The organism is Chitinophaga sp. XS-30 (assembly GCF_008086345.1).
In the GTDB taxonomy this organism is placed as follows: Bacteria; Bacteroidota; Bacteroidia; order Chitinophagales; family Chitinophagaceae; genus Chitinophaga.
This window is the reverse complement of record NZ_CP043006.1, coordinates 5,313,902-5,326,795: the sequence shown is the minus strand read 5'-3', so window position 1 is coordinate 5,326,795 and position 12,894 is coordinate 5,313,902. Positions and strand designations below refer to the sequence as shown.

The 12,894-nt window shown below is 51.4% G+C and carries 8 protein-coding genes; all 8 read left to right on the top strand.

From position 1 onward, the window contains the following. Positions 1 to 35 precede the first annotated feature (35 nt). The 8 genes from FW415_RS21405 to FW415_RS21370 all read left to right on the top strand — a co-directional run bounded on the left by FW415_RS21405 (position 36) and on the right by FW415_RS21370 (position 12,894). Positions 36 to 803 (top strand): DUF4397 domain-containing protein, encoded by a 768-nt coding sequence (locus FW415_RS21405; protein ID WP_148389094.1) that lies wholly within the window; start codon positions 36 to 38, stop codon positions 801 to 803. 77 nt (positions 804 to 880) lie between these two features. Next, positions 881 to 1,801 carry an ABC transporter ATP-binding protein gene (locus FW415_RS21400; RefSeq protein ID WP_148389092.1) on the top strand — a complete coding sequence of 307 codons (921 nt, stop codon included), beginning with the start codon at positions 881 to 883 and terminating at the stop codon, positions 1,799 to 1,801. A 66-nt stretch (positions 1,802 to 1,867) separates the two neighbouring features. Next, positions 1,868 to 4,222, top strand: coding sequence for a Gldg family protein (locus FW415_RS21395; RefSeq protein ID WP_148389090.1), 2,355 nt, complete (start codon positions 1,868 to 1,870; stop codon positions 4,220 to 4,222). A gap of 33 nt (positions 4,223 to 4,255) precedes the next feature. Then, positions 4,256 to 5,563 carry a DNA mismatch repair protein gene (locus FW415_RS21390; protein WP_148389088.1) on the top strand — a complete coding sequence of 436 codons (1,308 nt, stop codon included), beginning with the start codon at positions 4,256 to 4,258 and terminating at the stop codon, positions 5,561 to 5,563. A gap of 93 nt (positions 5,564 to 5,656) precedes the next feature. Continuing rightward, complete coding sequence (locus FW415_RS21385; RefSeq protein WP_148389086.1) at positions 5,657 to 6,979, top strand: DNA mismatch repair protein; 1,323 nt, start codon at positions 5,657 to 5,659, stop codon at positions 6,977 to 6,979. Between the two features lie 345 nt (positions 6,980 to 7,324). Next, positions 7,325 to 9,478 carry a HEAT repeat domain-containing protein gene (locus FW415_RS21380; RefSeq protein ID WP_210420763.1) on the top strand — a complete coding sequence of 718 codons (2,154 nt, stop codon included), beginning with the start codon at positions 7,325 to 7,327 and terminating at the stop codon, positions 9,476 to 9,478. Beyond that, positions 9,478 to 10,080 (top strand): hypothetical protein, encoded by a 603-nt coding sequence (locus FW415_RS21375; protein WP_148389082.1) that lies wholly within the window; start codon positions 9,478 to 9,480, stop codon positions 10,078 to 10,080. The genes FW415_RS21380 and FW415_RS21375 overlap by 1 nt, the downstream gene beginning before the upstream one ends. Before the next feature lie 12 nt (positions 10,081 to 10,092). After that, on the top strand, positions 10,093 to 12,894 hold the full coding sequence (locus FW415_RS21370; RefSeq protein WP_210420762.1) for a carboxypeptidase-like regulatory domain-containing protein: 2,802 nt from the start codon (positions 10,093 to 10,095) through the stop codon (positions 12,892 to 12,894).

The window sequence follows — 12,894 nt, the reverse complement described above, 5'->3', positions numbered from 1 at the left end:
AACCGGAACTGACCACATCGTAAATAGTATTCGACATGAGAAAATTGCTTTGTTCTTTTATAGTACTGACCGGTATCATAGGGTTTGTTTCCTGCACAAGGGAGCAGGTCAAGCCGGATGGCACCGCCTCCCTCACGATTGTTAACGGGCTCATAGATACCGGCTACCAGTCGCTCATGCTAACGTCCAACGAATTGACCGGACTGCCACAAGCAGCTGTCCCGCCTATTCTCTCCAAGGCAGTATCCGGTGGGGGATACGAATTCGGGTTTTTGTCCGGCAAAAGAACTGTTTACCTCTACGCCGTCCGGAATGACAAATTGGTAAGCGGTCTGCCATTGATAAACCTGGACGTTGAATTTCCCGGCGGATATATCGGCAGCCTGTTTATTGCAGGTACATTAAATAAACCGGATACGCTGCTGGTCAAAGATCAACCGATTTATTTCCCTCCTGCGGATAGCAGTATGGGCCTGCGCTTCGTAAATCTCGCGCAGGGCAGCCTTCCCGTGAGTGTGAATATAAAAGGGCAGGCCAATGGTACAGAAGTCAATAACCTGCCTTTTAAAGGCATCACAGCATTTAAAGGATATGCGGCCAACGCTGCTACCGGCAGCTATGTATTTGAATTCAGGAACAGCGGGACCGGCGATTTACTCACCAGCTTTACCATCAGCAATGTCAACAATCCCGGTACGGCATCCCCTAATCTATGGCGCTACCGGAATTTCACCCTGGTGTTGTGCGGTGCGCCGGATTCGCCCCTGACGCCGCTTGCCGCGTTCATCGTAAAAAACCATTAATACCAATACAACAGAAGCACTCGTCGCATGCAAAAAACGCTATCTGAGGCTTGCTATTGAACCAAATTAAATTACACATGGCATCTATTTTAAAAACAGCGCACCTTTCTCACCGGTATGGCTCTTCCTGGGCTATCCGCGATATCAATATCGAAATTGAACGGTCCGGAATTATCGGTTTGCTGGGTTCCAACGGGGCCGGTAAATCTACTACCATGAATATTATTTGTGGTGTGCTGAACCAGACAGAGGGGCAGGTATGGCTCAATGGCATTGACTTGGAAAAAGACCCCGTTGAAGCCAGAAAACATATCGGCTTCCTGCCGCAGACCCCGCCTTTGTATCCTGACTTCACGATCGACGAATATCTTTCCTATTCCGCACAGTTGCGGCTGATCAGCAAAGACAAAATTAAAAAGGCGGTGGAAGAAGTGAAGGAACGCTGCGGGATTGCCGCTTTAAGCTCCCGGCTGATCCGTAACCTGTCAGGCGGGTACAAGCAACGTGTAGGCATTGCCCAGGCGCTGATCCATAAACCCAGCCTCCTGGTGCTGGATGAGCCCACCAACGGCCTCGATCCCAATCAGCTGATAGAAGCCCGGAAACTGATCAAGGAAATTTCCAAAGATCACGCCGTGCTGCTTTCTTCCCATATACTGTCTGAAATTCAGCTGCTTTGCAACAGCATTACGATGATTGAAAGCGGGAGGATCGTATTTGCGGACACGATGGACGCTTTTGATAACTATCTGCAACCGCAAAGCATATTGATGAGAATGGAAAATCCGCCCAATAAATCGCAGTTGCTGGGCATCACCGGGGTGAAAAACGTTGAATTTCTGACGGACAAGCAGGTACGCGTGTACGTGGAAGGCGATGCCAACGAAATTGCAGAGGAACTAAGCAAAACAAGCGCACTGAGCGGCTGGCGGCTCAGGGAGATCAGCTTTGACAAAGGGCTTCTCGATGATACATTTAAACAACTTTCAAAAAAATAAACCGGAGTCCGCCGCAACAAATACCGGGACGGATGCAACAAATTCATCACCAACAATTCATAGTTCATGATCTTTAAAATTGCCAAAGCGGAGCTCCGTAATCTTTTCTACTCTCCCGTAGCGTGGTTCCTGTTGATCATATTTTTTATACAATGCGCCGTTTTTTTTACCAACCCTTTGTACAATGCTGCTAATGGTCAGGACATACTATTGGAAAATACGCCATGGTTTATTGACTACGGTCCGGCCAAGTCATTTACAGGCACCTTGTTTGCTGGAAATGGGTTATTCAGGAATATAGCGAACAATCTCTATCTTTTTGTGCCGCTGCTGACCATGGGGCTGTTCAGCCGGGAATTAAACAACGGCAGCATTAAACTTCTGTATTCTTCCCCGGTTACCACCAGCCAGATCGTTTTTGGCAAATACCTGGCCGTTGCGATCTTCAACTGCTTGTTAATTGCTATTGTCGGTATGTTTATGCTGACAGGTGTTTTTGTGATCAAGTCGCCTGAATGGGGCATACTGCTGTCGGCCATACTGGGTTTCTACCTGCTTGTTTCCGCCTATGCAGCGATCGGGCTTTTTATGAGCACGCTCAGCAGCTACCAGCTGGTATCCGCCATCAGCACATTTTTAATTGTTTTTGTGCTGACCCGGATCGGTTCGCTCTGGCAGCAGTATGATTTCGTCCGCGATCTTACCTGGTTTCTTTCCCTGCAGGACCGGACGGACAGGATGACACTTGGCCTGTTGCCGACAAAGCACGTGATCTATTTCATTGTGATCATTTGCATGTTTCTTGGTTTTACCCTCATCAAACTGAACAGTACCCGCAAACACAAACCCTGGTTTGTCCGGGCCATGCAATATACCACCGTATTGGTCATAGCGCTTGCTATCGGCTATATCAGCTCCAGGCCAAGATTCACGGGCTACCTGGATGCCACTTCCGGAGATTTCCATACGGTAGGGCCACGCACGCAGGAGATACTGAAAAGTATGGACAAAGGCCCGCTCGAAGTAACGCTTTATACCAATGTATTCGGCACCAATGCCGGGCATGGATTACCCAGGGCGCGCAATGTCTACCTGGGCACCCTTTGGGAAAAATACCAACGCTTCAAGCCTGATATGAATTTCAGGTATGTCAACTATTATGATCATGACAGCGCGATAATGGGGAATAGTTTGTTTGCCATGTTCCCCGGTAAAACGCTTGAGCAGATCGCGGAAAAGGCAGCGCAGGCATATCAGCTCGATCCGGATGATTTCGTATCGCCAGGGGAAGTCAGGAAGGAAGTTGATCTGCGGCCGGAGAACCTGAAGCTGGTGATGCAATTGAAATATAATGGCAGAACGGAATTTTTGCGGACGTTCAGGACGCCGGATATCTGGCCCAAAGAGATCAACGTCAATGCCGCACTAAAGCGGCTGATGCAGGATACGATCCCCAGGGTAGTATTTGCTGCGGGAAATTGGGAACGTTCACCGTTCAAAACCGGGCAACGGGAGTATTCGTTGCTTTTTACCGGGAAAGAAGAGAACTATTCGCTTATCAATATCGGGTTTGACGTAGATACCATTGTTCTGGACAGCGCCGCCATCCCGGAAAACACCACTACGCTGGTGCTTGCCGACCCCAAGAGCCAGTTAAGCGAAAAAGCGGTTGTCAGTATAAAGGAATATATTGATAAAGGCGGCAACATGATGATCCTGGGTGAACCGGGTAAACAGCACATACTCAACCCCGTTTTGCAACAGCTTGGTGTACAACTGCTGCCCGGGACCATTGTGCAGCCCACATATAATGAAATGCCGCACATTTTTTACCCGGCATACGCTGACTCTGCCCTGGATATTGCGGAGGAAAAAGCGTTTCTGCACAGGAAGTGGGTCCTGGAAAGAAAGAAACTAAGGCCCACCACGCCGGATGAGCCGCTACGAATGTCCATATCAGGAGCAACCGGGATTGTCATTGCCGGGAACGGGCCATTTAAAGCGGAAACGCTGCTCAAAGCGGCCGATACCGCTGCGGCCTGGGTAAAAATGGGGCCGGTGGTCACGGATTCCGCGGCGCCGGTATTCAGCCCCCGCGCCGGTGATATCAAAGGCAACTTCCCGGTAGCCACTATGCTCTCCCGTAATATAAATGGCAGGGAGCAACGGATCATTGTATCCAGCGATGCGGATTGGGCCAGCAACCTGTATAAGGGTTCTACGCCATATGGACAGGCTTTCTTCAGCTGGCTGGACAATAATAAATTTCCGATCTACGATCCCTTCAAAGCATACCAGGATAACCTGTTGCTCATCACACGAAAAGGAGCTGCCACATTAAAAGTGCTGTACATATGGGTATTCCCGGCATTGCTATTGATCGGCGCAGCTATTTTACTGATCCGCCGCAAGAGAAAATAATCAATCATCTTTCCTGAATTAAACAGCATATACATGACCGCCAGATTATTGGAGACAGACGAACAGACGCTGGACGACCTGGGCATTTTCGGAAGGCAGGAGGCCGAAGGCATCTTCGGTATTTATAACCACACCCATTCCCGCGGTGGCGAAAGATTGCTGCGGGAGTGGTTTAAAGCGCCCCTGGCCGACAAGGACGCCATCAATAACCGCCTGAACACGATAGCACAATTCGCGTTGAGAAAAACCGGCTTTCCGGTAAACGGCAGTGTGCTGGACAGCATAGAGAAATACCTGAGCCGTGCACCCGATGATGATAGTGATGGCATGTCCAAAAATACGCTGAGCGAAAAAGAAACCCTTGATGGTGTTGTAGCTACCATCGAGTTGCTGCAGGGCATGCAGGCGTTCGCAGATGCCGCGGATGCAACCGATCTGCCGGCCTATAGCACAGAAAGGAATGAACTGGCCGGCCTTTTAGCGGATACTGCCTTGGCCCCGGCGTTAAAGGAAAAACTGAAAGGCAGGCTCTCCTATTCGGCTGTAACCGCATACGATCAACTGTTCAGGAAAAGGGTGCATAAACAGCTGGAGCAATTGCTGCACTATGTGTATACGCTGGATGTGTACTTGTCTGTCGGCCAGTTGTCTGCAAGGAACGGCTACGTTTATCCCCGGGTTTTAGGACCCGGAACAGCAACGCTGGTGATAAAAGGCGTTGTTCACCCCGCGCTGAAAAATGCCGTGGGGAACGACATAGCGATGCGCTCCGGCCATAACCTTATTTTTTTAACCGGCGCCAACATGGCGGGAAAATCCACCCTGCTGCGTTCCATCAGTGTAGCCGTGTACCTGGCCCATATGGGTTTTCCCCTTCCCGCAAAGGAGATGGCGTTTTCGGTCATGGATGGCATGTACACTACCGTGAACCTGCCGGATAACCTGGGTATCGGCGCCAGTCATTTTTACATGGAAGTGCTCCGCGCAAAAAAAGTAGCCGTGGAGCTCAGCAAAAAGAAGTCCCTTTTCGTCATTTTTGATGAGCTTTTCAGGGGTACGAATGTAAAAGACGCCCATGAAGCAACCGTAGCCATTACCAGTGCTTTCGCAAAGAATCAGCACAGTCTTTTTATCATATCCTCCCATATTGTTGAAGCTGGTGAGGAATTAAAGAAAGAACCTGCCATCAGTTTTCAGTATATGCCTACGGAGATGAACGGCAACGTCCCCGAATATCCCTATATGCTGCGGCAGGGTATTACCGATGACCGCCATGGCATGGTGATCATCCGGAATGAGGGGATATTGGACATACTGCGGGAAGGGAAGAAGGTGCGGTAAATCGTGCCGGGCGCCACAGAACGGATGTCCTTTTTCGTGGCGAATTGCGGGACGCATATCAGTGGAATGAAAATACTTTAAAGACGATGATCTATGAATTTCAGTATAGATAAGCAAACGCTTGATGAGTTGAACCTGATGGGCAAATTTCGGCAGGGTTCGGTCTATCATATGTTTAACCAGGTAAAAACGAGCGGGGGCGAACAATTGCTTGACCAGATGTTCCGCAATCCCTTGCAGGATGCTGCCGCTATCAATGACCGCAGCAAGGTGTTCCGGTTTTTCCGGGACACGGGGCATGCATTTCCCTTTGATGTACAGCACGTCAGCCAGATGCGGGAATACCTTGATGAAAAAACGGATAAAAGCGGAATACTGGTACTGGCGGATACGGTTATAAAAAAGTGTTTGTCGGCACTGACGCACGATGAGCGCTATAAAAGAAAGATACAGGGCCTGCAGGCAACTATCCTCACGCTTGCCCAATGTCATTCGTTCCTGGAAACGCTGGCGCCTGAGGAGCCTTACCGTTCCCGGACCAATATCATCAAAACAATACTGGCCGACAAGCGCATAGAAAAGCTGAGAAATATGGATATCTATGCCGCGCTGCCGGTACGCCTGCTTGCCCATTACGATCATCTTTTAAAAAGCAGGCTGCGCAAGGAGCTGGAGGCTGTTTTGGCGTTTATATATGAGGTGGATGTATATATCGCGGTAGGCAGCGTGGCGCAAAACAAGGGGCTGGGCTATGCCGTTGCGCATCCCCCGGAGGATAATTTCCTTTCGGCCACCGGGTTGTTCCATCCCTGCGTGCCCGATGCTGTCGGCAATGATATTCGCATGCATAAAGATACCAATGTGCTGTTTCTTACGGGCGCCAATATGGCCGGCAAGTCAACACTGATGAAGTCATTAGGCATTGGCTTGTACCTGGCGCACATGGGCTTCCCGGTAGCGGCTCAGAGCTTCGGCTTTTCGGTGAGGGAAGGTCTTTATTCTTCCATTAACGTGGCGGATAACATTGGTTTGGGGTACAGTCATTTTTATGCGGAAGTGGTGCGGGTAAAGCAGGCCGCGTTGGCAGCGGCTGCCGGAAAAAGGTTGCTGCTGATGTTCGATGAGTTATTCAAAGGCACCAATGTAAAAGATGCTTATGACGGTACTTTGTCGGTAACCGAAGGCTTTGCAGATTACAGAAAATGCCTGTTTGTGGTCTCCACGCATATCATCGAAGTGGGGGAGGCGCTGAAGAAAAATGATAATATCCGTTTTGCCTATATGCCTACGATCATGGATGGGACTCACCCCCGGTACACTTATCAAATGAAGGAAGGCATAACGGAAGACCGGCAGGGGATGATGATCATCCGGCAGGAAGGCATACTTGAGCTTTTAAATAATTCGCAGGCATGAAAAGTGTTTTATTGATGTGATGTCGCTGTTTGCTGCATGGCGGTTGTTCCCTTCTAAATAATAAATGCAATATTGTTGCAAATATTATATATTTGCTCCCATAAATGGTACGAAGCATAGTGTTCTTAAAAGACCGGCAGCAACTTTTTGTTGCTGCCGCTGCTTATTGTTCAAGTTATCGGGAAGCATGATTTTCCCAATCGGATCAATTCTTTTTCCGATTGCGTAAACTGCTGTTTCCCATCGCTGCGTACTTTCGCGGCGGAAATTTGTACGAACTATACCAATTCCGGTTGACTTTCATCCCGCCCTGAACCGCTTCGAGACCAATAAATGCATTTATACATGAAAGGGATTATTATCAGCCTTGCTGCGCTGAGTGTGACAACTGCGTATGCACAAAAGATTGAGGGGCCATCCGTTATATCGAAAACAAGCTTCGCCATCGTAGTAGACGATTCTACTTATTTACAGGCTGCGGAAGAGATCAACGCTTACAGATCGGCCATCGAGGGATCGGGGTTGGGTACTTACATCGTACATCATCACTGGAACAAGCCGGAGGAGATCAGGAAGGTGCTGAAAGACCTGTACGCCCGGCCGCAGCAACTGGAAGGAGCTGTACTGATCGGTGATATCCCGGTGCCCATGATCCGGGACGCACAATACCTCACTTCTACGTTCAAAATGAACCAGAAGATCAACTGGCAGCGCTCCTCCGTGCCTTCTGACCGCTTTTATGACGATTTTCACCTGGAGTTCGATTTCATCAAACAGGACAGCCTGCAAAAAAACTATTTCTATTACAGCATCAACCCCGATGCGGTGCAACAGCTCCATCTCAGCATCTACTCCGCGAGGATCAAGCCGCCGGTAGTGCCTGGGAAGGACAAATACACGCTGATCCGCGAATACCTCCGCAAAGTGGTGGCCGGCAAAAAGCAGCAGAACAGTCTTGATAATATGTTCGTCTCCACCGCGCACGGCTACAACTCGGAATCCGTCAATGCCTTTGCCGGAGAGCAGCTGGCGCTGCGGAACCAGTTCCCGGCCATGTTCCTGCCGGGCAATACCATCAGGTTTTTCCACTTCACCAACGATCGCGCGCTGAAGTTCCATCTGCTGAAAGCATTGCAGCTGCCGGAAACAGACCTCGCCATCATGCATGGTCACGGGGACAGCGATATCCAGTTGATCAACGGATATCCTTATGTGTCCAGCCCCACGGAGTCTAAAGAGAATATCCTCCGTTACCTGCGGTCCAAGATCCGGGCCGCGCAGGAAAGCGGGAAAGACATTGCCGCCGCCAAAGCGAATTATGAAAAGTACCTGGATGTGCCGGTGTCGTGGATGGACAATGCACTGGACCCCGCAGTGATGAAGGATGATTCCATCTTCAATCATCACCTGGACATCCACATTGAAGATATTATCGCTGCCAGGCCCAATGCCCGTATGGTATTGCTGGATAACTGCCTCACCGGCTCTTTCCACCTGGATAGGTACCTGGCCGGTTATTACCCCTTCTCCGAAGGCGGCAATATTGTATCTGTCGCCAACAGCATAGGCGTGTTGCAGGACCTCTGGGCCACCGAGCTGCTGGGGCTTATGCAGCACGGCGTGCGGGTAGGGAACTGGTTCAGGCACATTGCTTACCTGGAAACCCACATCATGGGCGATCCTACTTTCAGTTTCAACAGCAGCAGCAAGCTTGACCTGAACGCAGCCATCACCGGCAGGCATGACGCCGCCTTCTGGAAATCCCTGCTGAAAACCACTGATGCGGATGTTCAGGCGCTGGCGCTTGTACAGTTGGCGGGAAAAATGGATAAAGCGGCCTATTCAACACTGCTGAAAGACACTTATTTCAGGTCCGGCTATGAGTCCACCCGCCTGGAAGCATTTCTGCAACTGGAAAAGCTGAACAACAAGGACTTCATCACGGTGCTCAGGGCTGCAGCCTCCGATCCCTACGAGTTCATCCGCCGCCGCTCCCTTTACGCTATCGGCGAGATCGGCAGCGATGAGCTGGCACCTGCCATAGCCAATATGATCGCTTATGACATGCATTCCGAACGTATCGCCTTCAAAGCACAGACGGCGATGACCTTCATCAATGAAGTACCGATGCTGGAAGCGCTGAAGGAGCAGAATGCGGATAAGAAGTTCATAGCAGCCGTTACCCGCAATGGTCAGAAGATGAAAGAGCTGGCAGATACCATTCTTGATGCCTCAAAACCGGACAAGAAAAGGATATCCGAGATCACCATGATGCGCGCGTACCGCTATCATCAAACCGTACCGGCACTCATCACCATTGCAAAAGACGGAGGCAGCAGCGAGCCGGTAAGATTGGCGGCGCTGGAAGCATTGAGCTGGTTTCCCCGCTCCTGGAGAAGGGATGACATCATCGCGCTTTGCAGGGAAGCTGCCAACGGCAACGGTTACACGGCTGCCTTAAAAGCACAGGCACGCAAGAACTTAAACATCTTTCAATAATGAAACAGTTACTGGTATTACTGCTGCTGGCGCAAACCGCCCTGGCGCAAACGAAGAAAAGACCCGTCCTGCCGGCAGATGTGCAGGTCCGTGTAGCGCTGATGGCGGCGCCTGAAGAATTCCGGGACAGTGCTACCGTGATCGGCTACACGCCTGATGGAAAAGTGACCACACTGCGGGAGGGGACGAATGATATGATCTGCCTGGCCCCGAACCCCAGGCAGTCCGGCGTGTATGTATATGCTTATCCAAAGCGCCTGGAGCCCTTCATGGCCCGTGGCCGGGAGCTGGCAGCGCAGGGAAAGAACATCCATCAGAAAGACGAGGTGCGGGAAGCCGAGATCAACGCCGGCACGCTTCCGTTCCCGAAAGACCCCACCATCCTGTACGGGTATTGGGGCAGGAGCGAAGACCTGGTGAAAGAAACAGGAGAGATAAAGAACGGGCAGCGCCGGTACGTTGTATATGTACCCTACGCCACCGGGGCCAGCACCGGCCTTCCCACAACGCCCGATATCCCGGGCATGCCCTGGCTGATGGGAGCCGGCACATTCAAAGCACATATTATGATCAATCCCGAAACGATGGGACATACACATTAATTGATATCATCTATGAGATCACATTTTACATGCACATACCGTGCAGGTGCGGGGATGCTTTTGCTGTTATTTTTGGCATTATCCTCCTTCGCACAGCAATACCGGGTTGCCGGTACGGTCTATGACACGGATAAAAAACCTTTGCCGTATGCCGCCATTACAATGTCCGCATACGGGATTACCGCACAGTCGGACGCCACCGGCCGCTTCCAGTTGCTGAATGTGCCCGCGGGTACGTCCGGCCTCAACGTCCGCTTCCTGGGTAAGGAGCCGATCGACACGCTGGTGCAGGTTAACCGGGACCTGGAGTTGCAGCTGACGCTGCGCAATGCGGACTTCCGCCTGGAAGAGGTCAGGATCACGGCTACTACCGCTAATACGAACGGGACCAGTTCCCGCATTTCGCGCACGGCGATGGACCACCTGCAGGCGAACTCGCTGGCAGATGTGATGGCGCTGCTGCCTGGCGGTATCATCACCAATCCGGACCTCAGTCTTGCCAAGCAGATCAACATTCGCAGCGTAGGCTCGTCCGCTTCGGACATGAATGCTTTCGGCGCGTCCGTGATGCTCAATGGCGCTCCGGTGTCCAACAACGCCAACCTCCAGACCATGACGCCGGCCGTCAGCGGCGGCACCGCTGCGCTGGCCGGTGGCGCGTCCCCCGGCGGTGGCTACGATGTACGCGGCATCTCCATGAACAACGTGGAATCCGTGGAAGTGATCCGCGGTGTTCCCGGCGTCGAATATGGCGATGTAACATCCGGTGTGGTGATCGTGAATACAAAAGCAGGTGTGCAGCCGCTGAAAGTCCAGGGCCGTACGAACGCCAGCCTCTACCAGCTTTCCCTGAACAGAGGCTTTAACCTCGGTAGCCGCAAAGGCGCTTTGAATGTTGGGGTAGATTATGCCCGTAACACCAACGACCCGGTGCAGCAATACCTCCGCTATGAGCGCTTCACCGCCAGCACCATGTATTCCAATACGCTGTTTGGCAGACTGGCCAGCACTACTTCGCTGGACCTTATCTACGGAAAAGATACCCGTGACCGTAACCCTGATGACGAGATCACCAAAACGGCCTCTTCCGGAAAAGACCTGGGCCTGATCTTTAATACACGCGGCAACATCCGTTTCAATAAAAGCTGGCTGCGTAACTTTAACTACGTAGCGAGGATCGGTTATACCGCCAGGAACAGCTTCTATGAAACACAATATACCGCCGCCAATGCCCCTTATTCCATGACCACGACCGACGGCAGTGTGCTGACCAATCATCCTGACAGGAATTACGTGGACGCGGATGGCAATCAGCTGAACACCAGCCATCCCGCTGATGCCGGCAAATATGCGGTGTATCTGCCCAGTACCTATCTCGGCCGGTACGATATCAATGGCCGTGAACTGAATACTTTCTTCAAAACGGCGGCCACTTTCTTCAACAGGATCGGCCAAACCAATCACCGCTGGATACTGGGGGCCGACTTCAAGACTGACCGGAACTTCGGGGCCGGCAAGACCTTTGCGGATTCCGCGCCGCCCTACAGGAACCTGTCCGCACAAAACGCCACCTTCAGAAAGCGGGCCTATAAAGACATTCCCGGCATCAACCAGCTGGGCCTGTATGCGGAAGATAATTTCAGTACAAGGATAGGCGGTCACCGGCTGGAGATCTCGGCCGGTATGCGTTATGGCGTTTTCTCCGGGAGCAGGACCGCATTTTCTCCCCGTATCAACGCGAGCGTGGACGTGGTGCCTGGCATCCTCAGCATCAACGGGGCTTACGGTCAGTTGGCAAAAGCGCCGTCCGTACTCTATCTCCATCCGGAAGATGCTTATTTCGAATACATCAACATCAACGAAACCGCTACCAGCAGCATTCCTGAAGATCAACGCGTATTCATGACCACCACGCGCGTATTCAGCACAAAAAATAATTCGCTGGAGATCGCGAAGAACAAGAAGTCGGAACTGGGCCTTCGCCTGAATATAAAACAGGCCACGCTGCGCGTGACAGGCTTCCGTGAAGATGTTGATAACGGTTATACGATGGGCAATTCTCTGTCAGGCTTCAAGCCGCTGGTGTATAACGAATACACGCGTAACGGCACGGGAGCTTTCGAGCTGTCGGCCAGCAATAACGTGCTCGCCAGCTTTTATATGCCTACCAACAACCTGGTAGCTCGTACCAAGGGGCTGGAGATGGACCTCGACCTGGGCCGCTTCAAAGCCATCCGCACGGCTTTCGCATTGAACGGAGCTATTATGCATACGCAGAGCTATAACAAAGATTATCTGTATTTCGATGATTTCAGCGGCAATGCCGGTTCCGCCAGAACGCACATAGGGTTGTACGAACCCGGTATGGAGAAGCGATATAATGAAACGGCGGTAACCACATTGCGGACAACCCATAACATACCAAGGCTGGGCTTCGTGGTGACCCTTACCACCCAGGTGATCTGGAGCGACCGCAACTGGTACAGGCTGGGCAACGACAGCATTCCGGTGAAATATATCTCCAAGGATGATGGGCTGGTATATGATTTCGATGCTTCGAAAAGAGAGGAACCCGAATTCAAAGCCTTGCTCCGGAATGTGAACCGCACCAGCGAGATCATGGAATCTTACCCGCCGCTGCTGACCTTCAATGTGAACGTCACCAAAGAGATCGCAGACTATCTGCGGGTATCGTTCTTCGCCAACAACGCGTTCAGGGCCTATCAGCGCGCGGAATCCAAACGCGTTCCGGGTACTTATACCAGGAGGGGCAACCAGTACTTCTTCGGCCTGGAATTATCACTCACACTCTAA

Bases quoted from the DNA above. Each gene is read 5' to 3' on its own strand.
- FW415_RS21380 (WP_210420763.1), top strand. From the start codon at position 7,325: ATGAAAGGGATTATTATCAGCCTTGCTGCGCTGAGTGTGACAACTGCG.
- FW415_RS21395 (WP_148389090.1), top strand. From the start codon at position 1,868: ATGATCTTTAAAATTGCCAAAGCGGAGCTCCGTAATCTTTTCTACTCT.
- FW415_RS21400 (WP_148389092.1), top strand. From the start codon at position 881: ATGGCATCTATTTTAAAAACAGCGCACCTTTCTCACCGGTATGGCTCT.
- FW415_RS21370 (WP_210420762.1), top strand. From the start codon at position 10,093: ATGAGATCACATTTTACATGCACATACCGTGCAGGTGCGGGGATGCTT.
- FW415_RS21405 (WP_148389094.1), top strand. From the start codon at position 36: ATGAGAAAATTGCTTTGTTCTTTTATAGTACTGACCGGTATCATAGGG.
- FW415_RS21385 (WP_148389086.1), top strand. From the start codon at position 5,657: ATGAATTTCAGTATAGATAAGCAAACGCTTGATGAGTTGAACCTGATG.
- FW415_RS21375 (WP_148389082.1), top strand. From the start codon at position 9,478: ATGAAACAGTTACTGGTATTACTGCTGCTGGCGCAAACCGCCCTGGCG.
- FW415_RS21390 (WP_148389088.1), top strand. From the start codon at position 4,256: ATGACCGCCAGATTATTGGAGACAGACGAACAGACGCTGGACGACCTG.